The sequence below is a fragment of the Bacillus gobiensis genome (genome assembly GCF_001278705.1).
Classification (GTDB): domain Bacteria; phylum Bacillota; class Bacilli; order Bacillales; family Bacillaceae; genus Bacillus; species Bacillus gobiensis.
In genome coordinates this window covers 4,260,756-4,281,927 of sequence record NZ_CP012600.1, presented here as the reverse complement: position 1 = coordinate 4,281,927, position 21,172 = coordinate 4,260,756, and the positions used below count along the sequence as shown (strand labels likewise).

The 21,172-nt window shown below is 40.3% G+C and carries 23 protein-coding genes, 1 pseudogene and 1 other annotated feature; of the genes and pseudogenes, 15 read left to right on the top strand and 9 right to left on the bottom strand.

Annotation, left to right across the window (positions count from 1 at the left end; all coding sequences use genetic code 11):
- Positions 1 to 118: 118 nt before the first annotated feature.
- Both AM592_RS21460 and AM592_RS21455 read right to left on the bottom strand, forming a co-directional pair.
- Complete coding sequence (locus AM592_RS21460; RefSeq protein ID WP_148564359.1) at positions 119 to 394, bottom strand: ATP-binding cassette domain-containing protein; 276 nt, start codon at positions 392 to 394, stop codon at positions 119 to 121.
- Positions 395 to 423: 29 nt separating this feature from the next.
- Entirely contained in the window at positions 424 to 765 is a 342-nt protein-coding gene (locus AM592_RS21455) for a P-loop NTPase family protein (RefSeq protein ID WP_053605660.1), read from the bottom strand.
- Between the two features lie 202 nt (positions 766 to 967).
- On the opposite strand from AM592_RS21455, the gene katX reads away from it, so the two are divergent.
- Entirely contained in the window at positions 968 to 2,608 is a 1,641-nt protein-coding gene (gene katX / locus AM592_RS21450; RefSeq protein WP_053605659.1) for a catalase KatX, read from the top strand.
- Positions 2,609 to 3,023: 415 nt separating this feature from the next.
- On the opposite strand, the gene AM592_RS21445 is transcribed toward katX, so the two are convergent.
- Positions 3,024 to 3,863: an EcsC family protein gene (locus AM592_RS21445; RefSeq protein ID WP_053605658.1), complete on the bottom strand. Its 840-nt coding sequence runs from the start codon at positions 3,861 to 3,863 to the stop codon at positions 3,024 to 3,026.
- A gap of 113 nt (positions 3,864 to 3,976) precedes the next feature.
- On the opposite strand from AM592_RS21445, the gene AM592_RS21440 reads away from it, so the two are divergent.
- Positions 3,977 to 4,426, top strand: coding sequence for a DUF2188 domain-containing protein (locus AM592_RS21440; protein ID WP_053605657.1), 450 nt, complete (start codon positions 3,977 to 3,979; stop codon positions 4,424 to 4,426).
- Between the two features lie 46 nt (positions 4,427 to 4,472).
- Here the strand turns inward: AM592_RS21440 and argS are convergent, their stop codons facing one another.
- Positions 4,473 to 6,158, bottom strand: coding sequence for an arginine--tRNA ligase (gene argS, locus AM592_RS21435; RefSeq protein WP_053605656.1), 1,686 nt, complete (start codon positions 6,156 to 6,158; stop codon positions 4,473 to 4,475).
- A 43-nt stretch (positions 6,159 to 6,201) separates the two neighbouring features.
- Positions 6,202 to 6,411 (bottom strand) — a binding site (T-box leader).
- 129 nt (positions 6,412 to 6,540) lie between these two features.
- Here argS and AM592_RS21430 point away from each other — a divergent pair.
- The 3 genes from AM592_RS21430 (at position 6,541) to AM592_RS21420 (ending at position 8,567) form a co-directional block, all read left to right on the top strand.
- Positions 6,541 to 6,804: a GlsB/YeaQ/YmgE family stress response membrane protein gene (locus tag AM592_RS21430; protein ID WP_053605655.1), complete on the top strand. Its 264-nt coding sequence runs from the start codon at positions 6,541 to 6,543 to the stop codon at positions 6,802 to 6,804.
- Positions 6,805 to 6,949: 145 nt separating this feature from the next.
- Positions 6,950 to 8,233, top strand: coding sequence for an Nramp family divalent metal transporter (locus AM592_RS21425; RefSeq protein WP_053606215.1), 1,284 nt, complete (start codon positions 6,950 to 6,952; stop codon positions 8,231 to 8,233).
- A gap of 67 nt (positions 8,234 to 8,300) precedes the next feature.
- Positions 8,301 to 8,567: a hypothetical protein gene (locus tag AM592_RS21420; RefSeq protein ID WP_053605654.1), complete on the top strand. Its 267-nt coding sequence runs from the start codon at positions 8,301 to 8,303 to the stop codon at positions 8,565 to 8,567.
- 53 nt (positions 8,568 to 8,620) lie between these two features.
- Here AM592_RS21420 and AM592_RS21415 read toward each other — a convergent pair whose 3' ends face one another.
- Positions 8,621 to 10,339 carry a pyruvate oxidase gene (locus tag AM592_RS21415; RefSeq protein WP_053605653.1) on the bottom strand — a complete coding sequence of 573 codons (1,719 nt, stop codon included), beginning with the start codon at positions 10,337 to 10,339 and terminating at the stop codon, positions 8,621 to 8,623.
- Between the two features lie 429 nt (positions 10,340 to 10,768).
- On the opposite strand from AM592_RS21415, the gene AM592_RS21410 reads away from it, so the two are divergent.
- From AM592_RS21410 to AM592_RS21390, 6 genes and pseudogenes are all read left to right on the top strand, one after another.
- Positions 10,769 to 11,008, top strand: a complete 240-nt coding sequence (locus tag AM592_RS21410) for a hypothetical protein (protein WP_053605652.1) — start codon at positions 10,769 to 10,771, stop codon at positions 11,006 to 11,008.
- Positions 11,009 to 11,353: 345 nt separating this feature from the next.
- Positions 11,354 to 11,491 carry a hypothetical protein gene (locus AM592_RS24255; protein ID WP_158320333.1) on the top strand — a complete coding sequence of 46 codons (138 nt, stop codon included), beginning with the start codon at positions 11,354 to 11,356 and terminating at the stop codon, positions 11,489 to 11,491.
- Positions 11,492 to 11,503: 12 nt separating this feature from the next.
- Positions 11,504 to 11,770: a DUF4362 domain-containing protein gene (locus AM592_RS25435; RefSeq protein ID WP_082364284.1), complete on the top strand. Its 267-nt coding sequence runs from the start codon at positions 11,504 to 11,506 to the stop codon at positions 11,768 to 11,770.
- Between the two features lie 64 nt (positions 11,771 to 11,834).
- Positions 11,835 to 12,541 (top strand): annotated as a pseudogene (locus AM592_RS25430) (aspartate/glutamate racemase family protein).
- A gap of 204 nt (positions 12,542 to 12,745) precedes the next feature.
- The gene (locus AM592_RS21395; RefSeq protein WP_053606214.1) at positions 12,746 to 13,033 is read left to right on the top strand and encodes an ArsR/SmtB family transcription factor; all 288 of its coding nucleotides are present in this window, start codon (positions 12,746 to 12,748) and stop codon (positions 13,031 to 13,033) included.
- Between the two features lie 72 nt (positions 13,034 to 13,105).
- A complete protein-coding gene (locus tag AM592_RS21390; protein WP_053605650.1) occupies positions 13,106 to 14,431 on the top strand; it encodes an MFS transporter in 1,326 nt (441 codons plus the stop codon).
- A gap of 194 nt (positions 14,432 to 14,625) precedes the next feature.
- Here AM592_RS21390 and AM592_RS21385 read toward each other — a convergent pair whose 3' ends face one another.
- A complete protein-coding gene (locus AM592_RS21385) occupies positions 14,626 to 15,012 on the bottom strand; it encodes a winged helix-turn-helix transcriptional regulator (RefSeq protein WP_053605649.1) in 387 nt (128 codons plus the stop codon).
- A 115-nt stretch (positions 15,013 to 15,127) separates the two neighbouring features.
- Here AM592_RS21385 and AM592_RS21380 point away from each other — a divergent pair, with 115 nt between their 5' ends.
- Positions 15,128 to 16,138, top strand: coding sequence for a zinc-binding alcohol dehydrogenase family protein (locus AM592_RS21380; RefSeq protein WP_053605648.1), 1,011 nt, complete (start codon positions 15,128 to 15,130; stop codon positions 16,136 to 16,138).
- 73 nt (positions 16,139 to 16,211) lie between these two features.
- Here the strand turns inward: AM592_RS21380 and AM592_RS21375 are convergent, their stop codons facing one another.
- From AM592_RS21375 to AM592_RS21365, 3 genes are all read right to left on the bottom strand, one after another.
- Positions 16,212 to 16,775: a shikimate kinase gene (locus AM592_RS21375; RefSeq protein WP_053605647.1), complete on the bottom strand. Its 564-nt coding sequence runs from the start codon at positions 16,773 to 16,775 to the stop codon at positions 16,212 to 16,214.
- A 158-nt stretch (positions 16,776 to 16,933) separates the two neighbouring features.
- Positions 16,934 to 19,120: a DNA topoisomerase III gene (locus tag AM592_RS21370; protein ID WP_053605646.1), complete on the bottom strand. Its 2,187-nt coding sequence runs from the start codon at positions 19,118 to 19,120 to the stop codon at positions 16,934 to 16,936.
- A gap of 97 nt (positions 19,121 to 19,217) precedes the next feature.
- Complete coding sequence (locus AM592_RS21365) at positions 19,218 to 19,664, bottom strand: Lrp/AsnC family transcriptional regulator (protein WP_053605645.1); 447 nt, start codon at positions 19,662 to 19,664, stop codon at positions 19,218 to 19,220.
- A gap of 116 nt (positions 19,665 to 19,780) precedes the next feature.
- Between AM592_RS21365 and AM592_RS21360 the strand changes: the two genes are divergently transcribed.
- The 3 genes from AM592_RS21360 (at position 19,781) to AM592_RS21350 (ending at position 21,151) form a co-directional block, all read left to right on the top strand.
- A complete protein-coding gene (locus tag AM592_RS21360) occupies positions 19,781 to 20,203 on the top strand; it encodes a carboxymuconolactone decarboxylase family protein (protein ID WP_053605644.1) in 423 nt (140 codons plus the stop codon).
- A 1-nt stretch (position 20,204) separates the two neighbouring features.
- Positions 20,205 to 20,759: a cysteine hydrolase family protein gene (locus AM592_RS21355; RefSeq protein WP_053605643.1), complete on the top strand. Its 555-nt coding sequence runs from the start codon at positions 20,205 to 20,207 to the stop codon at positions 20,757 to 20,759.
- Between the two features lie 95 nt (positions 20,760 to 20,854).
- Positions 20,855 to 21,151: a DUF3817 domain-containing protein gene (locus AM592_RS21350; RefSeq protein WP_053605642.1), complete on the top strand. Its 297-nt coding sequence runs from the start codon at positions 20,855 to 20,857 to the stop codon at positions 21,149 to 21,151.
- The last annotated feature ends 21 nt before the right edge of the window (positions 21,152 to 21,172 follow it).

Sequence of the window (21,172 nt, the reverse complement as noted above, 5' to 3'; positions counted from 1 at the left end):
AAGTTGGAAATTTTTTAGAATAAATCAAGTGATAGTATTGAAATATATCGTACCTGTTCGTGCAACCTCTTATTTTATTAATTAATAAATCTCCATCGGATCAAATAGAATAATTTTTTCATTTATTTTTGCTGGCACCCAATTTAAGCGGATGACTCGCCATTTCTTCTATTTCCGGGTCCTGTATTTCATTAGTATTTTCCAGCCCAGAGTTTACTTTTCGAATCCCGGTTTCATCCATACGGTACACTTCATCAGTAACACTTATAGCTTCTTCCAAATTAGATGTAATGACTAAAACGGTATAGCCGTTTTCAGGAAGCTCTTTAATAAACCGGCGGATAATCATCGAGGAATGGACGTCTGTGTTTTGTTCAGGCTCTTGCAATATCACAATATCCTGCTGGTGTATAATAGCCCTTGCTAAATGAAGTGCCGCTTTTCAGAAAAAGTCAGGATCGAAATCTTATCTACAACTTTATCAAGCAGGCTTGTTGCCTCGAGGGCAAAACCCAAATCTGCTTTTACTCCATAAAGGCTGCTGAAAAAGGTTAAATACTGTTTTACAGTCAGACTATCGTATAATTCCTCGTCTAAAAGACTTCTTCCAATTTTGATCTTCTCATTAGAAAAACGAATTTCCCCGCCAGAACTTGTATCCTTCTTTAATAAAAGCTGAATAAGAGTGTATCCCATATCTTTATTGCATTTTATGGCGATGCATGCTCCCTTTTTTATTTCAAGATCGATTGGTGGAAGCTGCACTGTATTTCCCGTTTTTTCCGAAAGCTAATTGATCGTTATGTAAGTCACATTAAAATTTCCTAACCACTAATGTATAACAATATTATACAGGGATATTATGCTTATGCGGCAGCAGATACTTTTTTCATGTTATCCAGTGACTATCTTAATAGTTCATTCCATAATTGGGCATATTTAAGTTGACTAGTAAAGGAGGGTTTTCATGAAAGAGGGACAACAAGAATACGAAGGAACGAATGTTCAAGGCGATGAGCATTTGCTTTCCAGCAGCATATCTGCAACGAATGAAACCGAGGATACATTAACCAACAGGCAAGGTCACCCTGTAACAGACAATCAAAATATGAGAACTGTAGGAAATCGCGGGCCTACCACATTGGAGAATTATGATTTTCTCGAAAAAATCAGCCACTTTGACCGTGAACGAATTCCTGAGAGAGTAGTTCATGCCCGCGGTGCAGGAGCCCACGGCTATTTCGAAGCCTACGGAAGCTTTGGTGACAAACCGATTTCAAAGTATACAAGAGCTAAAATTTTTCAGGAGAAGGGCAAGAAAACCCCTGCGTTTGTCCGATTTTCATCAGTTATCCACGGCAACCATTCACCTGAAACACTCCGTGATCCGCGAGGTTTTGCCGTTAAATTTTACACAGAGGACGGGAACTGGGATCTAGTTGGAAATAATTTAAAAATTTTCTTTATTCGAGATGCCCTCAAATTCCCGGACCTGGTTCATGCGTTTAAACCGGATCCTGTGACAAACCGTCAAGATCAGGAACGAATTTTTGATTTTGTTTCTCAGTCTCCGGAAGCTACGCATATGATCACCTTTCTGTTTTCGCCATGGGGCATTCCCGCCAACTACAGACAAATGCAAGGATCTGGGGTTCATGCCTACAAATGGGTCAATCAAGAAGGAAAAGCCGTTCTTGTAAAGTATCATTTTGAACCGAAGCAGGGAATTAAAAATCTGACACAAAGCGAAGCAGAAGAAATTCAAGGAAAAAATTTCAACCATGCCACACAGGATTTATATGAAGCGATTGAAAATGGAGAGTATCCGGAATGGGAGCTTTTTGTCCAAATCATGAGTGATGGCGAGCATCCGGAGCTCGATTTTGACCCGCTTGATCCAACAAAGCTTTGGTATAAGGAAGACTTTCCGTGGGTACCTATTGGGAAGCTTGTGTTGAATAAAAATCCGGAGAACTACTTTGCTGAAGTGGAGCAAGCCGCCTTCGGAACGGGAGTACTTGTAGACGGACTCGATTTTTCTGATGATAAGCTGCTTCAAGGCCGGACGTATTCCTATTCTGACACCCAGCGTTACAGAGTGGGGCCTAATTATTTGCAGCTTCCGATCAACGCACCGAAAAAACATGTCGCGACCAACCAGCGAGACGGGCAGATGGAATATCGAGTAGACCGTGGTCCAGACCAAAATCCTCATGTCAATTACGAACCTTCCATAATCGGCGGCCTGAAGGAAGCAAAACAAGATGGAAAAGACCATACTCCCCACGTAGAGGGAGACGTCAAACGAGAAGCCATCGACCGCCCGAATAACTTTGGACAGGCCGGAGAAACTTACCGGCGATTAACAGACTTTGAACGAGATGAGCTGATCAAGAATTTAGTGAATGCCTTATCCACCTGCAGAAAAGAAATTCAAGACCAAATGATTGAGAATTTTACAAAGGCAGACCCTGATTATGGTAAACGGGTAGCAGAAGGCTTAAAAATGGAATCTGACAAAAACAGCAAAGGACCTATCGGCTCCACTCAATCTGAACAAGCGATTATGCAGGCTCGTGAAGAAAGCCATCCTTCAGATCCTTATTGATTGTTTTTTTGGCTGGAAGTTGAGGTGAGAAAAAGCGCTTTTTGATAAGGTGCAAATAAGAGGAGTATCGAGGAAAAAAAAGGATGCACGGGTGCAATTATGTCGTGCACCCGTACAATTATGGCGTGCATGCACCCGTGCAATTATAGCGTGCACCAGGTGCAATTGTGGCATGCACCCGTGCAATTAAGGCATTAATTTTCCGAAAGCGTTTTCTTAGCGGAAAATAACCGATGATTGACACTTATGCGCGATTTCACTTGGTTTATGCACGATCTTTCCTGGTTTATGATCGATTTTGAGATTTTATTTGCGATCTTGATCCTTTATTTGCGATTCTCAGTTTTTATTTGCGATCACGACTTGTTTTTTGTTAATTCCACCTGATTACTAGTACCTTAGGGTTCGTACTATTTCACTCGCTGCTCTCAATCTCTGTTTCAGGCTTCTCGTGCTGCTCAAGCCGTTCGATAATTCTTCTCTTTTTATAAAGCATGTTTCCTGTTTCAGCCAATTCTTGAATGGTGGCCCGGTTTGTAATGGCGCCAAATAAAATTCCTGCAATCGGAACCATTTGCAAAAGCTTTTTCCATCCAAATGAATCGCGATAGCTGTAAACTACTTCGCGCCAGCCTTGAATTTGCGAGAGCATGTTTCGGTGGGATTCCATTTTTTGATCGTAGTTGTCCAGCTCTTGTAAAATACTTTTCTTGCCGACTACATCCGCGGATGCCAATTGGAGACATTTTACGATAAAAATTCGTTCTTTCTTTACTTTCGGATTATATCCGTAGGCTACCGCGATATCCTGCAGGGTTTTCAGTGACAATCCTAAAACGGCCGGAATATCGATAGCCAATGTTAAGATGCCGCCAATTCCTGTTGTTGCTCCTTGCACCGTTGCTGCGTGGGATCTATTTTTCCCCATTACCGTGCTGATTTCTTCCATTACGGAAAGAGGAGCTTTTTTTATATCTTCAATATCATTGATTTCTGCTTCAGGTACTTTTTTAGAAATTTGTTTAATAATATGTTTTTGGCTGGTTAAGTATTGTCCCCCAGTTTGGATAAAGCTGCCGATTTCGTCAAGAATGACGCCAATTTTCCGTTGGATGAAAGCAGGTGTCAGCTTATCCAAAATCAGAAAAGGCAACCGCCCGAGTTTTTCCCAGAACCAGACCTTTTGCTGATCCTTTTCCCACTTATGAATTTCTTTTAATTGTTTTCTCAAAATGTCAGGGTGTTCAATTGGCATAAAAAGGTTTCCTCCCCTGGAAGATTCGTTTCTTCTATTGTAATACATTACGTTTTATTCTGCTCCATTGGGGTAAACTTAAAACAAATCCAAAAGGAAAGGAATGATGTGAAATGCCATGGACCATGAACGATTATCCCAATTCCTTAAAAAATTTGGATCCCGCAGTGAAAAAGAAAGCCATTGAGATAGCCAATGCGATGGTAGATGAAGGATACGAAGAGGGACGCGCAATCCCGATCGCCACCAGCCAGGCAAAGGAATGGCATGAAAATGCAAGCAAAAGCGAAATTGATGAGCTCCTTCATGATACAGATGTTGAAGAAAGAGACGATTCTGATGATAATGACGCGAGACCCGAGCTCATGGATCAGGCCGCTCACGTTATCAAGCATGATGACGGGTGGGCCGTCAAAACAGAAAAAGCAAAACGAGCCAGCTATGTAAAAGAAACGAAGCAAGAAGCGATCGACAGGGCGGAAGAAATCGCCAAAAATAAAGGGACAAAGCTTGTCATTCATAAAAGAGACGGATCGGTTCAACGAACGAAAAACTTTTCCTAATATATACCGGCATATGCAATAATATTGCAATGCCGGTTTTTTTTGTTTATATTTCTTCCGGAGCCTCTATTCCGAGGATGTCCATTGACTCTTTTAAAAGTAATACGGTCTGCCTGCAGACAGCAAGTTTCGTAAATTGCTCTTTCTTGTCATCTGACAACACTCTTTGCTGTTGGTAAAACTGATTAAAATGCTTACATATTGATAGAGCATACTTGGCAATATGGGAAGGCTTATGTTCAGATACACTTTTCTTTAATACGTCCGGATATACAGACAAAGTTTTTAACAGCCTCCACGTCTCCGGAAAATCAAGAAAGGTCTCCTTAATCTCTGCTGTTGAATCTGTTTGCTCTCCAGCCTTTCTAATCAGACTCTTGATTCTTGCATAGGTATATTGAAGATACGGTCCTGTCTCACCTTCAAACCGAAGAGCTTCCTTTAATGAGAAATTCACATCGTTTTTCCGGTCGTTCTTTAAATCTCCAAAGATGACCGCACCCGTTCCCATCGCTTTTGCTGTTTGATCATGAATAGTCCGGTCCGGGTTTTTCTCCTTTGAAATCTCTATTGCACTCGAGATAGCCTGCTTCATTACTTCCTTTAACGTAATTACACGGCCTCTCCTGGTCGACATTTTCTTACCTTCGAGTCTCATTAATCCAAACGAAACATGGAAGCAGTCTTTTGCCCATTCATACCCCATTTTCTCCAAGACGGCAAAAATTTGTTTAAAATGCAGGGTCTGTTCTCCCCCAACAACATAGAGAAGCTTTTCCCCTTTCATTATTTCATGACGATAGATAGCCGTGGCCAAATCTCTTGTCGCATAGATGGAAGACCCGTCGGATTTAATAATTAAGCAAGGCGGCAGATCGTATTCCTCCAGTTTTACAACCATGGCGCCGTCGCTTTCCTCCAGAAGCCCTTTTTCTTCGAGTTCATCGATGACGGCCTGCATTTTGTCATTGTAAAAGCTCTCGCCAAGCACTTCTTCAAAATCAACGCCAAGAAACCGGTACATATCATTAAACTCCTCTTTGCTGACTGCGACAAATTGCTCCCAAAGACCTCTTGCTTCCTGGTCCCCTTTTTCCAGCTTGTGAAACCAGCTTCTTGCCTCGTCTATAAGACCGGGGTCGTTCTCTGCTTCTTCGTGGAATTGGACATAAAGCTCAAATAAATGATCAACCGGTGAAGCATTTAGTTTGTCTTCATTTCCCCATTTTTTATAAGCTGCGATTTGTTTTCCGAATTGTGTTCCCCAGTCTCCAAGATGGTTGACACGAACAGGCACATGTCCTGTTTTTTTGTATAAATGATACAGCGCGTTCCCAATAACAGTGGAACGCAGATGTCCGATTCCAAAAGGCTTCGCGATGTTAGGAGAAGACATATCGATAATCACTTTTTTCCCATTCCCAAAGTTTAAATTTCGAAACTGATTCTCGCTTATTTTATCAATAAGCATTTTGCCATAAATAGCTTTGTTAAAAGTAAGGTTTACGTAAGGTCCTTCTGCATTTGCTTTAATTCCCGTGATGTTCCACTCTTTCGCAAGCTGAGCAGCGATTTGCTGTGGTGCCATTCTTTTTTCTTTAGCCAAATGAAAGCAAGGAAAGGCAGCATCACCAAGCTCCTCATTCGGAGGTATTTCAATGAGAGAAAGAAGAGCATCCGCACCTCCATGTGTAAGCTTTGCCAATTCCGTTGCAGCTAGCCATTTTATCATTGCGCTTCATCCTTTCTTCAAATAAAAAAGCCTCCGCCTCTCTTAAAGAGGCGAAAGCTTAGTTCCACGGTACCACTCTTATGACACAAAAAATGTCACTCATACACGATAACGGTTGCTCACCGTGCCTGCCTACTCTGTTTCAGCAAGCCTTTTCATGGGTGCGGTTCTTTTATCCTTCAAAAATCGGCTTCCACCATCCCGACTCGCTGCTTTTTTTCAGATAAAGTACTCTCCCAATCATAAAATGTAAATAATTGTTCTTATTTTACGTCAAGCCGCAAGCTGAATCAACCCCAATTCTCTCAAAACAGTTGGGATGTTTCATCCAGCCTCAAGAAGGAAATAAGTATAGTAACAACGAAGAAAGAGGTGAAAAAGCATGTTAGGTTTTCTTGTTTCATTACTCGTGGCTATTGTGATCGGATTAATCGGAAGTGCAATCGTTGGCAATCGCATGCCAGGTGGAATACTTGGAGCAATGGTTGCCGGCCTCGTCGGAGCATGGATTGGTCATTCACTGCTTGGAACATGGGGTCCTACTCTCGCTGGATTCGCCATCCTTCCCGCCATTATCGGAGCGGCTATCTTCGTATTTATTCTCAGCTTAATTATGAGAAATTCAAATCGAAGCCACAGCCATTAATGATATGATTAATTTAGAAAAGCACGGATTCGGGTGAAACCCGGATCCGTGTTTTTTTGTTGACAATATCCTTTATAGGGAATAAAATTTGCCCTGAGGAAACAATTTGTTGTTAATCAAAATTGATAGAAACTCAGGTGGAAAAATGAAGAATAATAATGGTTTACTTCAAGAATCTGCGCTTTCTCATAGTGCTCAAGCAGCATTAGACGGACAAACGAGCGGAATCAGAAAAGTTCTCCCTTTTTTAGGACCTGCGTTTATCGCTGCTATCGCGTATATTGATCCAGGAAATTTCGCTACAAATATAACTGCAGGATCAACCTACGGGTACATGCTTCTCTGGGTTATCCTATTATCAAATTTAATGGCAATGCTCATCCAATCATTATCAGCCAAGCTGGGCATTGCGACAGGAAAAAATCTTCCGGAGATCGCCAGACAAGAATTTCCTAAACCGGTCTCTTACGGATTGTGGATTCAAGGGGAATTGGTTATCATGGCTACCGATTTGGCTGAATTTATCGGAGCGGCACTTGGCATTTATTTATTATTCGGAATCCCTATGCTGCAATCCGCCCTTATCGCAGCCGTTGGTTCCTTTGCCATTTTAGAGCTTCAAAGAAGAGGTGTTCGCTCGCTTGAAGCCGGAATCGCAGGAATGCTTATGATTGTTGTGGTCTCTTTTGCGGTTCAAACCTTTTATGCTCACCCTGATGTTCCCTCTATCCTGACAGGGTTCATAACACCACAATTTCAAGGAACCAATAGTATTTTGCTTGCAGCGGGAATTTTAGGGGCCACCGTTATGCCGCATGCTATTTATTTGCACTCTGCATTAACTCAAAGAAGAGTCATTGGTAAAACGGATACTGAGCGTAAAAAGATTTATCAATTTGAAAAAATCGATATTGTTATCGCCATGGTTATAGCTGGTGCAATAAATGCCAGTATGCTAATTATCTCAGCTGCTTTGTTTTTTAAACACGGAATGATTATCGAAGATTTAGATATCGCCTATGAACAATTCGGCCATCTAATTGGTCCTGGTTCAGCGATTTTGTTCGGAATTGGACTGTTGATTGCAGGTTTGTCAAGCTCATCAGTAGGTACGATGTCCGGGGATGTTATTATGCAGGGTTATATTAACTTCAGAATCCCTATTTATATAAGAAGGCTAATTACAATGATTCCGCCGCTTGCCATTATCGCTTGCGGTGTGAATCCGACAACTGCTCTTGTCGTAAGCCAAGTCGTGTTATCATTCGGAATTGCTTTTGCTTTAGTTCCGCTGATTATGTTTACGAGCAGCAAGCGGATTATGGGTTCTCTCGTGAATCGCCGCCTGGTCACCGGACTTGCGTGGATCATCGCAGGTTTGATAATCGTATTAAATCTGTATCTTTTAGGGCAAACCTTTTTAGGTTAACCCGTATCATTTCATTCATTTCTTACGTTTTGGTAAACTAGTAAAAAAGAACAGAGGTTTTGCAGATATGAAAGTTTATATTCTTTTTTACTTGTGGATTATCCCAATTGTAGTTGGTATTATATCCTCTTTTTTCACCCATAAAGCAAGCTTTCAAAAACGATTTTATCCTGCTTATACTATGATTGGGCTGGCCGTGCTTTTGTTAATCGCAACGTTTATCGTTCGGAATTCGTTTGATCTCTTTATTAGTGGTTTGTTTTTGTTTGCCACGATGCTTGCAGGATCTGCTATTCCGTTTTTTCTTGCTTTTTCTAAGAAGAAAAGAAGCTGATGCTAACGCTCAGCTTCTTTGTTTATTCTCCTGCATCAAAAATACCATTCACTTCACAGCCGTTTCATAGTTTTCTTTAATGGCGGGAGATCCAATTCTTTTTTCTCGTGTAGTTTTTTCAATAGGTATTTTGTATAGCCTTTTGCTTGGCCATAAGTTATTTTCCCTGGTAACGGCGGTTCGTTTTCTACCGATACATCAATGATGACAGGGACATTAGCTGCAAATGCTTCCTTCATTGCAGGCAGCAGATTCTCAGGCTTTGTGATCTTATATCCTTTTCCTCCACAGGCTTCTGCAAATTTTGCATAGTCGACATCTTTCAGGTCTGTACCGTACTCAATATTCCCCTTTGCCTGCTGTTCAAACTGAATCATCCCTAAATCCTCGTTGTTAAAAACGACAACGACTATTGGGAGCCGATATTTGACAGCCGTTGGAAAATCCTGCATGACCATTGCGAATCCACCATCTCCACAAACAGCTACAGCCTGCCGTTCAGGATAAGCCGTCTTAGCTGCGATCGCTCCAGGAAGGCCGCAGCCCATTGTTGCCAGCCAGCTTGATACAACAAAATCTTGGTTGGTCATTTTAAAGTGGCGGGCCATCCAAACCGTCACATTGCCGACATCGACAGAGAGCACCGCGTCATCATCTACTGCTTCCTGAAGTCTCGCGATCACTTGCTGAGGTTTAATCGGAACGGATGCTTCTTCCTCATCCATTTCCATAAAGCTCCACCATTTCTTCATATGATCTGCACACGCTTCGAGAAATGTCCGGTTTTCTTTTCGCTCAATATATTGCGCTAATTCCCTTATACCTTTTTTGGCATCGCTGACGATCCCCATCGTAACCGGATATCGTTTTCCGATTTTAGCAGGATCAGAGTCGAGTTGAATGGCAGGTGCATCCTCAGGGAGATATTCACGATAAGGAAAGGAGGTGCCAAGCATGATAAGCAAATCACTTTCTTCCATTGCTTCATACGCAGGTTTTGTGCCAATCTGTCCTAAATTCCCGAGAATATACGGATTGCTGTCGGGAATAATCCCTTTAGCAGGAAGGGAAAAGATAATGGGCGCTGCTGCCTTATCGGCAAATTCAAGCAGCTCATTTTTAGCATGCTTAACACCCTTTCCTGCTAATATTACTGGTTTTTCCGCTTCATTTATAAGCTGGGCGCTCTTGATCAGATGCTCTTTTTTTGGCGTCAGATCACCTTCTATATAAATAGGTGAGGTGAAAACAGGCTGATGTTTAATTTTTTGAGAAAAAAGATCATCCGATACAGTAAGAACAGCAACTCCTTTTTTACTGTACGCTGTCCGAATGGCTTGATTCAATAAATCCGGGAGAGCTTCTGCAGATTGTACCTCCTGGTTAAAAACGGACACATCATCAAACATTCTCTCGAGATTGACCTCCTGAAAGGAATCCCTGCCCCTTAAATTTGAATCAACCTGTCCCGACAACACGAGAACTGGCGCACCGTCAGCTTTCGCATCGTATAAGCCGTTCAGCAAATGAATTGCTCCTGGTCCGGCAATCGAAAGGCAAACCCCGATTTTCCCTGTCAGCTTTGCTTCTGCCGCAGCAGCCAGCGCCGCTGTTTCTTCGTGGCGAACCTGGATAAAGCGTATTGCATCCTCTTCTTTTCGCAGCTCTTCTATGAATTCATTAATGCTGTCTCCGGGAAGTCCGTAAATGTGATCAATGTTCCATTGTTTCAGCAGTTCAGCAGCAACTTTTCTAGCAGTTTGTTTCGGCATAAGACGTACCTCCTTTTATAATCCCATACCACTTTATTCCACGAACAAAACGTAGGAAACCATACTATTGTTGCTTTTCCTCGAGAGTGGTATCGGTTTACTTAGATTAATCGGAGTTACGAGAAATACATATTCCTTCCTGTCATAACAAAGCACAAAATGACAGGATTAATTTAAATCAGATTGCTACTATCTAATTAAGGGTGTGAGCGAGTGTAGAGTGGGTTGAATCTTTACAGAAGGAAATCGACTTTATGGAAGAACATTTATTATATTAGACGAGCATTTAACGATCTCAAAAATATCCAAACATGCGAATTCATCGGCCTTTCATTTTCAGCGCATCTTTTCGATTTTGACCGACATAGCGGTATTTCGTCGACCGATAGTAGTGTTACTGTTATAGGAGGCAGTTCCAATGGGATACCTATGGGAATTTTTCAGATAAATGAAGAAGGAGAAATTAGAGGGGCTATTAACCCTTCGATACTTGCAAAAACATTTATATATGAGAAAAAATCTTTTGTATTTAAAGATTCAAAGAAAAACGTTATTAAATTTTTAAACTTATGTTTGCAAGAAATAAAAACTTTTTATAATAAGTTTTATAAGCTTTTAGAAGAAAGAACATCACTATTCGAAGGCATTGATACTATTAAAGGGCAATAAATGCCTTTAAAAACTTGATCTTTTACCCTAATGCTTGGGCAAATGAACAGTTTGTTAAACAAAACATATGATATTCGAAAACCGTCTATCCACTTTAAAGCATTAAAATATGGGAACCAGCAATTCGCTGGTTCCGGCAGAAAAAGCTGGCGTTTTATTGTAACAAAAACGAATTTAAAAGGAGCATTCCTGTTAGCAGATTTTTCGGGGGCTTGAACAAAAAGTCCTCTTGGTATGATGGTGGTTGTCCGCCAGAATACAAACGTATGTACTCTTATGAAAAAGCGAGTTAAAAGAAATCATTACTTTTCCTCTTCTAAAATGATTAAAAAGGAGATCATTTCAATGAAATATACTAAGAAATTAATAATAGTTTTTATCTTATCTTCATTTCTTTTAAATGGTTGTGGTGAATATAATCCATCTGATGAAGATGTTATCGATTCACATGGTGAAATTACTAATTATGATAAATTTACATAATTTGTAAATAGTATAAATTCAGGTAATAGAAAGAAAGAAAAAATTAGAGTAGTTAGATATACAAATGAAGGTGACCCACTTTTACACGATCTAGAATATGACGGAAAAAAACTCATTTCGACCCTTGATACGACAAGGGATGAATTTGGTGTTCAACAAGTGAACACTACTATCTGTAAATCAATTGATATGAAAGAAGATGAAGATAAAACAGAATACGTACTATCTGGATGTGAAAAAACAAATAGAATGAATACCATTTTAGTTGTCCGGAAATAAATTAATGGGATATGAAAAGACCTTTGAAACCCAAAAGTAAACCATATCTGAGAGGAGAGATAGTATGCAAAAGGTTGGAATTGTTGGAGGAATGGGACCAGAATCAACGGTAGACTATTACAAGTCAATCATTTCTAAATTTCAAGAAAAGATAGGAAGTAAAGAAGATTTACCAGAACACTTTATCAACAGCATTAATATGTATAAGATGTTTAATCTGCTTATGAATGGACAGACAGAAGAGTTAATAAATTACTTGGCTGAGGCAGTTCAAAATTTAGAAAAGATAGGGTGTGATTTTGTTGTAATGTCGCAAACACACCACATATTGTTTTTGAACAAGTTCAACAAAAAGTTCAAATACCTATGATAAGTATTGTAGAAGAAACATATAAAAAAGCAGATGAATTGGGGTTAGAAAGGATTGGTCTTTTAGGAACTAAGTTCACGATGGAAAGTGATTTTTTCAAAAAACCTTTTATTTCGAATCAAAAGGATATTATAGTGCCGAATCAATCAGAACAGGAATACATACATAAAAAGATTGTTCAAGAATTAGAAAATGGTATTGTGAACAATGAAACAAAAAAAGAATTTTTGAATATCTTCACTCAAATGATAAGTAGAGATGATATACAAGGGATCATATTGGGTTGTACAGAGCTCCCTATATTAATTAAAAAAGAGGATTTAAATATCCATCAATTAAATACAACAGAAATTCACGTTAATAAGATTGTCGATACCATTCTTATGGACAAAAACTATTAACCTTGTTGAACTAAACCGGCTAATCGAAGCTACTCGGTTATTCCATTATAGGGCGCTAATCAGGAATAAGTATGCGTCCGTTATTGGCACATCGGGCGCGCTTCTTGAATAGGAAGGCGCCTTTTCGTATCTTCCGTGTAGTATGAGTAAAAATGTTTGCCGGAAGTGGGTTGACAATGTTAATCTCATTTGTACAATAGTATTATGACATTAAAACAATTAGATGACCAGCAACGTATTAAGGTCTTTAATGCGTTGGCAGATGAAAAAAGAATTCGTATGATTCGCTTGTTGTTTCACGAGAACAGTCAACACATGTGCACGGATATAGGGAGGAGTTTGGGTATCAGCAAGTCAAATGGTTCATATCATTTGAAAATTTTATCCGATGCACAACTAGTGTTGATTGAACGTGAAGGTGTAACAAAATATGTCACCTTAAATAAAGAGATGTTTGACAGATATTTACCAGGATTTTTGGCTACACTCTGATGTGGTCACTTTTTTTAATCGTTAGTAATAAAGTTTTATGACTATTTAACAATGTGGAGGAGGAAAGTAGAGATGAAAAGTAAAGAGAATAGTTTGATATTAACCTTGTGCTTGATTGTTTTATCGGGTGTGATGAACTCGATCTTGTTTAATGTGGCGCTTATCGATATGAAAGAAGAACTGAATGTAACGGCTTCAATGATTAGCTGGGTCGTGATTATATATACAATGATCATTGCCTTTGGTTCTATCACTTACAGCAAATTGGCGTCATACTTCCAGCTTAAAACCTTATTGATCTTTGGTGTTGGTTTGTTTGTATTTGGTTCCATCATTGGTTACATAACCAATCAATATATTTTTGTAATCATTGCACGGATGATTCAATCTGCCGGGGGCAGTGCCTTCATTGCCTTATCCATGATTGCAGCCAATCAATATATGACAACATCCAAAAGAAATCTGGCTTTAACGTTAATTGGCGGCTGTTTATCCTTAGGTTCCGGGATAGGTTTTTTGATTGGTGGCACGTTTACCTACCTGTGGGGTTGGCATTCTTTGTTTTTATTGATGGTTCTGGTCGTTGTAACACTGATCGGATTATTTAAGGTCATGCCTTCCGGATATGCCAACGGGCAAAAGGAGATCAGACCTTTTGACTTCATCGGATTATTGTTTTTGTTGATGTTCATTGTGTCGTTTATTCTGGGTGTTAAACTGAATGGCTATCTTCTTATCTTAACGGTCCTGTCTGTTTTTTGTTTAATGGCTCATGGTAAACGTAAAGATTTAGTTCTATTTGTCGATCTGTCTGTATTTAGACATTTTGCTTTTAACAGATTACTCGTGACTAGTTTTGTCAACAACGCAGGTATGGTTGGTGTTGTATTTTTATTCCCATTATTAGCCGAGAGGATTTTTCATTTTACTGCCATTGGCACAGGTCTTATTTTATGTGTGATCTCAATCCTGGCCTTTTTGATGAGTTTTGTTGTAAAAAAGAGCCTGCATGTCATAAGCGGCAGGCAACTCATTGGATATTCCGCAATCATACAACTTATTGGATTCCTAATATTGGCGACTGTTGGTGTAAGCCAACTTGTATTCGCAATTCTTGGCGTGTTCGCCGTTTATAGTGCCTTTACAATGATGACTGTGGCCATCAATATTGAAATTCCACAAACGATAGAAAAAGGCAAAAATGCGATGGGATTGGGGATTTATAATCTTATCAACTTTATGGGCATGTCATTTGGACCGGCCATATCAAGCCGTATTTTAGACTCATTCTCTCATTTCAGTTATGCTTTCACCTTTTTTGTTGTCATTTTGATCTTGTCGAATGTTTTATCATTAATCGGTGTTAACAAATCATCTTCAAGGCATGTGGAAGTATAAGTTTGCGGACGATGTGTTGTACAAAAATAAAATCGGTAACTTAAAAACAGTGTTGGTAACACTATAATAAAAGTTGTTCATTAAAACCGATTGTACGTATTCCTCGAACGGGCGCAAGAATCGAACAAATAGGGGCTGTTTATGGAAAAATATGGGGATAGTTTTTTTAGCGTGATCAAAAATGGACGAACTCTCTATTTGTTCGTCCATTTTTCATTTGAAGCTACAACGTCTGATTTTACAGAGAGTTCTTCTTCAAAGGCCTTTCCCCACTCATACATATGTTTAATAATCGGCTGAAGCGTCCAGCCGAATTCTGTTAGCGAATATTCAACCTTTGGAGGGACTTCCGGATAGACTTTTCTGCTTAGCACTCCATCATTTTCAAGCTCACGAAGCTGCAGAGTCAGCATTCTTTGCGTTATACCAGGCATCAGTCTTTTAAATTCATTAAAACGTTTTGTTCCCTCCATTAAGTGATATAGTATAACACCCTTCCATTTGCCGCCGATGACATCAAGGGTTGTTTCTACAGGGCAGCCGTTCTCACAAGGGCCATATCCGGCTTTACGATTTCTCATGCTACCACCTCCGATAAGTATCATCCTTTATACTATACCACTTGATTGTGCGTTCTTTTAATCAGATGCTTTATCCTTTTATAATAATAACAGACACAAAAAGGAGGTATTATCAATGAAAGCAGTTGGTTTGTATCAATATTTGCCGATCGAAAACGAAGAAAGCTTACTAGATGTAGAGGTTCCAAAGCCGAAAGCTACGGGGAAGGATCTATTAGTCAAGATAAACGCCATCTCTGTAAATCCTGTGGATACAAAAGTAAGAGCACCGAAAGACGCAATTGAAAAGGAACCGAAAATCCTCGGCTGGGATGCGAGCGGAGTCGTAGAAGAGGTTGGGGAAGACTGCGAGCTGTTTCAGCCCGGAGATACAGTTTTCTATGCCGGAGATATTACACGTCAAGGCTCCTACAGTGAGTACCAATTAATCGACGAACGGATTGTCGGGAAAAAACCTTCAAACCTTTCATTTGCAGAGGCAGCTGCCATGCCTTTGACGACCATCACGGCATGGGAAGGGATCTATGAAAGACTTGGGATCACTGAAAAGGACAAAGGCAAAACGATTCTTATTATTAACGGAGCTGGCGGTGTCGGTTCAATAGCAACGCAAATTGCTAAATACGCCGGTTTAAAAGTCATCGCCACAGCTTCAAGGGAAGAAACGAAAAACTGGTGCGAAAAAATGGGAGCCGATGTCATTATCAACCATCGGGAAAACCTTTTGCAGCAACTAAATGATGAAGGTATTGGAGAGGTTGATTATATTTTCTGCCTGAATGACACCGACGGGCATTGGGACGGAATGGGTGAAGCCATTAAACCTCAAGGCTCCATATGTTCAATTGTTGAAAATGAAAAAGACTTGGACTTAAATGTGCTAAAAAGCAAAAGTGTTACTTTCGTATGGGAATTTATGTACACTAGATCGATGTTTCAAACGGAAGATATGATTGAACAGCACCGTCTGTTAAATAAGGCAAGTGACTTATTTGAAGAAGGAATCTTTCAAACTACGTTAACGAAAACCTTCCAGCCAATAAATGCTGAACAATTAAAGAAAGCACATAAAGAAGTCGAATCCGGAAAAATGATCGGCAAGCTTATTGTTGAAAATGAAGCATAATTGGAAAAATAGGGATAACAAAAGAGAGACTGATGATTAAGTCAGTCTCTCTTTAACGTATCACAAAAATAAGTCATTTACCCGGCTGGTAAATTTCCCAACCAAGCTTCAACGTTTCCACTATATAATCAGCAACTTCCTCAGGGGTGAGATTGTCAGTTTCTATCCTTGAATTATGCTCGGAATAAAGACTCTTTCTTTCAATGAAAAGCTGCTCAATCTCATCAATCGAGCGATTATTGATGACCGGGCGATTTTCAATAAGGATATCCATGCGCTGCTTCCAGTTCTCCCAAGAAAGATCAAGATGCAATACGATGCAGTTTTCCAAGCATTTTTTCCTGATCTCCTCTTGGTTAAAAGCTCCCCCGCCAAGAGAGATTACCTTATATTTTGTTTGCTCGCATAGGTTAACAATAACGTCTTTTTCTGTTTTTCGAAAAAATGCCTCTCCTTTTTCCTTAAACAAATCGGGAATAGTCATGTTAAAGGCTTTTTCGATTTCCTGATCAGTGTCTATGAAGTCTCTATATAATTTTTTGGCCACAAGCTCACCAATTGTTGTTTTTCCTACACCCATAAAACCAATTAACACAATGCTTCTTTCTCTCACGGGAATGGCTCTTTTTGAATTCACCTTACACAAAATCCTCCTTAAGCTAAAAGGAAATATAAACAGTACGTTCATTATATAATAAATTTGTATGCAAAAATATAGAGGATGTCTGTTTAAATCCTGCAAAAAACTGTGTTTAGCTTTGAATTCCTTCAGTCAGCTAACCACAGTTTCTCCTATTACTTATCAAGCTTTAATTTTTTCAACTGTTCTGCCAGCGCGTTGTTGATTGGTTCATCTTTGTCTTGCTTTTTCATGTAAGAATGGACATCCCGTTTTGAAGCACGTCCTGTTTTTTCTTTTGCTTTGCGTTTTTCAAAGGAAGAGAGCTTCTCTCTGTGGCCGCAAACACAAGCGAAAATTTGTCCTTCTCCTTCACCTCTTAGCTCTAAGCGCTTATGGCATTTTGGACAGCGGGCGTTCGTTGTTTTCGATACTGATTTTCTGCTTCCGCATTCGCGATCCTGGCAGACAAGCATCGTACCACGCTTCCCGTTAACCTTCAGCATCAGCTTTCCGCAATCTGGGCAATGGGTGCCTGTCACGTTATCGTGTTTAAATTTTTGGCTGCTTTGCTTAATTTCTTTCACTGTCTCTTTCGTATAATCTTTCATATCCTTAATGAAGAAAGAAGATTTCAGCTTGCCTTTTGCAATGTCGGAAAGCTTTTGCTCCCACTCGGCTGTCAAAGCAGGAGATTTTAAATCCTCAGGGACTAGCTCAAGCAGCTGTCTTCCTTTTGAAGTGAGAAAAATATCTTTTCCTTTTTTCTCAAGCAGAAAGCTGTTAAACAGCTTCTCAATAATATCCGCTCTTGTTGCTACGGTTCCGAGTCCGCCGGTTTCTCCCAATGTTTTCACAAGCCCTTTTTCCTCATTCTTCATAAAAGCGCCCGGGTTTTCCATCGCTGACAGGAGGGTTCCTTCATTGAATCTCGCAGGCGGCTTCGTTTCCCCGTTTGTTTCCTTAAGAGACCTGACGGCTAATGTATCGCCTTTTGTAAGCTTCGGCAGGGTTTGGTCCTTTTCCTCGTCTTGGTCATCCTCGTCATAGGAATGATCATACACTGCTTTCCAGCCTTGAGAAAGAACGACTTTCCCCTTTGCTGTAAAATTCTCTTCCCCGATCAGTGCGGTAACCTTTGTTTCTTCATATTCAAATCCCGGCATGAGCACTGCCAAAAAACGTTTGGCAATTAAATCATACAACTTTCTTTCTTTTTCGCTCAGCCTGCCTAGAGCAGCCGGCTCTTCTGTTGGTATAATCGCATGGTGGTCGGAAACTTTGGCATCATTGACAAAGCCTTTATGTGCTTTGATGCCTGTATTTAGAATTTTTCTGGCAAACGGGGCGTATGGTTTGATCTCGATCGCTTCTAACCTGTCCTTTAATGTCGGTACAATATCGGCTGACAAATATCTCGAATCAGTCCGTGGATAGGTAACCAGCTTGTGCTGCTCATAGAGCTTTTGCAGAACAGAAAGCGTTTCTTTTGCAGAAAATCCGAATCGTTTATAAGCGTCTCTTTGAAGCTCAGTCAAATCATACAACGCTGGTGAAAAGCTTTTTTTCGCAGTTTTTTTCAAATCGTGAATGACAGCCTGCTTCCCTTTCAGCAAGTTCATCAGCTTTTCCGTGACTGATTTATCGAAGGTTCTGCTTTGCTTTGAATGCTTATCCTGCCAATTCAGTACCATACCATTTGTTTCGGCACGAAGCCCGTAATATGGCTTAGGCTTAAATTTTTTGATCTCCTCTTCCCTATGTGCAATCATCGCTAACGTCGGCGTTTGAACCCGGCCGCATGACAGTTGGGCATTGTATTTGGTGGTTAAGGCCCTCGTTGCGTTGATTCCCACAATCCAGTCTGCCTCGGCTCGCGCCACTGCAGAGGCATAAAGATTTTCAAATTCTTTGCCGTTTTTCAGCTTTTTAAACCCATCGCTTATCGCTTTATCGGTGACTGATGAAATCCATAGCCGTTTTATTGGCTTAGACACCTTTGCTTTGTCAATAATCCACCGGGCAACAAGCTCTCCTTCTCTCCCGGCATCCGTTGCTATGACAATTTCTTTCACATCCTTGCGCAAAAGCTGGGATTTGACTGCTTGAAACTGTTTTCCCGTTTTCTTTATGACGACAAGCTTCAAAGGCTCGGGGATAATCGGCAAGTCCTCAAGCTTCCAAGACTGATACTCTTTCTGATATCCATCCGGATCGGCTAATGTAACTAAATGGCCAAGAGCCCACGTGACGATATAACGGTCGCCTTCCAGATAGCCATTTCCTTTTTTATGACACTTCAGCACGCGGGCAAGGTCGCGCCCGACTGAAGGTTTTTCTGCTAGAACTACGGTTTTGCTCAATATGAACATCCTTTCTTGCTTACTGCTTAATACTTTACCACAACCAGGAGTTTTCTTCTAAGTGCAGGTACCCTTAGGCATTTTGTTGATGAATGATCTAGTTGTCTTCTATAATAATTTCTCTCATCGTTTCCACCTCTGAAAAAATAACATGAGTAACCGTTTGGGCATAAGGCGCTGTTTCGTTAATAAAGGTTTCCACTTGTTCAAGGCTTTCCCGATTAATTTTCAGCATATAGCAAGCTTCCCCTGCGATCCGGTAACAGAACTCAACATAAGGCAGCGTTTTAATGTGCGCTTTAAACCTTTCATATTCTCCATTTTTGATCGTAGCCTCAATCAAACAGCTGACCGGAAAGCCGATTTTTTTATAATCGAATTGAGTGGAATAATGCTTAATCATTCCAAATGACTCCATCCGCCTTACTCGTTCTGTCACAGAAGGTGCAGAAAGATTTACCTTCTTCGCCAACTCCCTCATCGATTGCCGGCTGTCTTTAGAAAGCTCATTCAAAATATGCACATCCACTTGATCAATTTTCATTTGCAAATGATTCCCCTTATATAAATTTCATTTTAATAGAATTATGTTCTTTTTCATTGCAACTATGATGTAAAACCTTATCATTCTTAGCTATTATTATGACAGGAGGTGGCAATATGACAAGAATAAAAAAGTCGGCCAACGGAACTACTCCTTTCTCCCAGCTGCTCGGTCACTCTGATTCTATATTAGAGAAATGGAATGCACTAGATGGCGAGCTTGCCAACGGAGGAAGGCTATCACCTGAATTGAAGGAGCAAGTAAGGAGAGTGTTAGCGACAGGAAACGGCTGCACCTATTGCCAGACAAAGGGAGCGCCCGTTCATTCGCCAGAGGATATCAAGCTTAGCTGTGCCATGGGATTTGCAGAGGTTTTTCTCCATGAACGAGATCAAGTCAAGGATGCACAGTTTGATATTTTGAAAGAGCATTTTTCAGATGAAGAAATCAGTGAGCTGGTGGCTTTTATTTGCTTTACAACCGCACAGCAATTTTTCGGGGCACTTATGAAGCTCCAGCCAGTTGGTGGAACGGTTTAATATGAAGAATACGGCATTCTTATTCATTGACTTTCAGCAGGCATTCGCTGATCCTTCATGGGGGAAAAGAAACAATCCTTTTGCTGAAAAAAATGCTTACGAGCTTTTAAAGCAGGCAAGGATGGTTGGACAAACTATCATTCACGTAAAACATATCTCTACGAATAATGAGAGTCTTTTTTACGAGCACTCGCCTACATCTAAATTTATCGACGGGCTCGAACCTGAAAAATCAGAAATGGTATTCACGAAATCCGTGAATAGTGCATTTATCGGGACCAAGCTGGAGGAATATCTTAGGGGTAAAAAAATCGAAGCTCTGATTACACTTGGACTAACAACCGATCATTGCGTCTCTACCACAGTCAGAATGGGAAGCAATCTCGGTTTTCAAATGATTCTCGTTTCAGACGCAACGGCCACCTTTGAAAGAAAGGGGATAGATGGAAGCACCTTATCTGCAGAGCTTATTCATGACGTTCATTTAAGCAGCCTGAACAGGGAATTTGCAACCATCTTGTCAACTCAGGAAACACTAAAACTGCTCCAAAAATGAATTTATTTTGACGATTCATAAAAACCCATCATAGTTGTCCCATTCATAGTTTATATTTATTATAGTAACTGATGTTTAAGGAGGGCTATAAAAACATGCTAAGCACACCGATTGGACGGTTGAGAACGATGGGTTTTCTTGAAGGAATGTCATTGCTTATTCTATTATTTATTGCTATGCCGCTTAAGCATTTGGCTGACATTCCGATGGCAGTGACCATTGTCGGCAGCATTCACGGCGGATTGTTTATATTGTATATCCTTGTTCTTGCGTATGTTACGTTTGTATTGAGATGGTCACTAAAATGGACAGCAGCCGGCTTAATTGTTGCTTTTGTGCCTTTTGGGAACTTTTTTTACGATAGAGGGCTTCGTAAATACGAGAAAAAATGACGCTGCATTCGCAGTGTTTTT

Excerpts from the sequence above, each read along its gene's own strand:
- katX (WP_053605659.1), top strand. The coding sequence starts at position 968 with ATGAAAGAGGGACAACAAGAATACGAAGGAACGAATGTTCAAGGCGAT.
- AM592_RS21445 (WP_053605658.1), bottom strand. The coding sequence starts at position 3,863 with ATGCCAATTGAACACCCTGACATTTTGAGAAAACAATTAAAAGAAATT.
- AM592_RS21440 (WP_053605657.1), top strand. The coding sequence starts at position 3,977 with ATGCCATGGACCATGAACGATTATCCCAATTCCTTAAAAAATTTGGAT.
- argS (WP_053605656.1), bottom strand. The coding sequence starts at position 6,158 with ATGATAAAATGGCTAGCTGCAACGGAATTGGCAAAGCTTACACATGGA.
- AM592_RS21430 (WP_053605655.1), top strand. The coding sequence starts at position 6,541 with ATGTTAGGTTTTCTTGTTTCATTACTCGTGGCTATTGTGATCGGATTA.
- AM592_RS21425 (WP_053606215.1), top strand. The coding sequence starts at position 6,950 with ATGAAGAATAATAATGGTTTACTTCAAGAATCTGCGCTTTCTCATAGT.
- AM592_RS21420 (WP_053605654.1), top strand. The coding sequence starts at position 8,301 with ATGAAAGTTTATATTCTTTTTTACTTGTGGATTATCCCAATTGTAGTT.
- AM592_RS21415 (WP_053605653.1), bottom strand. The coding sequence starts at position 10,339 with ATGCCGAAACAAACTGCTAGAAAAGTTGCTGCTGAACTGCTGAAACAA.
- AM592_RS21410 (WP_053605652.1), top strand. The coding sequence starts at position 10,769 with ATGGGAATTTTTCAGATAAATGAAGAAGGAGAAATTAGAGGGGCTATT.
- AM592_RS24255 (WP_158320333.1), top strand. The coding sequence starts at position 11,354 with ATGAAATATACTAAGAAATTAATAATAGTTTTTATCTTATCTTCATTT.
- AM592_RS21395 (WP_053606214.1), top strand. The coding sequence starts at position 12,746 with ATGACATTAAAACAATTAGATGACCAGCAACGTATTAAGGTCTTTAAT.
- AM592_RS21390 (WP_053605650.1), top strand. The coding sequence starts at position 13,106 with ATGAAAAGTAAAGAGAATAGTTTGATATTAACCTTGTGCTTGATTGTT.
- AM592_RS21385 (WP_053605649.1), bottom strand. The coding sequence starts at position 15,012 with ATGAGAAATCGTAAAGCCGGATATGGCCCTTGTGAGAACGGCTGCCCT.
- AM592_RS21380 (WP_053605648.1), top strand. The coding sequence starts at position 15,128 with ATGAAAGCAGTTGGTTTGTATCAATATTTGCCGATCGAAAACGAAGAA.
- AM592_RS21365 (WP_053605645.1), bottom strand. The coding sequence starts at position 19,664 with ATGAAAATTGATCAAGTGGATGTGCATATTTTGAATGAGCTTTCTAAA.
- AM592_RS21360 (WP_053605644.1), top strand. The coding sequence starts at position 19,781 with ATGACAAGAATAAAAAAGTCGGCCAACGGAACTACTCCTTTCTCCCAG.
- AM592_RS21355 (WP_053605643.1), top strand. The coding sequence starts at position 20,205 with ATGAAGAATACGGCATTCTTATTCATTGACTTTCAGCAGGCATTCGCT.
- AM592_RS21350 (WP_053605642.1), top strand. The coding sequence starts at position 20,855 with ATGCTAAGCACACCGATTGGACGGTTGAGAACGATGGGTTTTCTTGAA.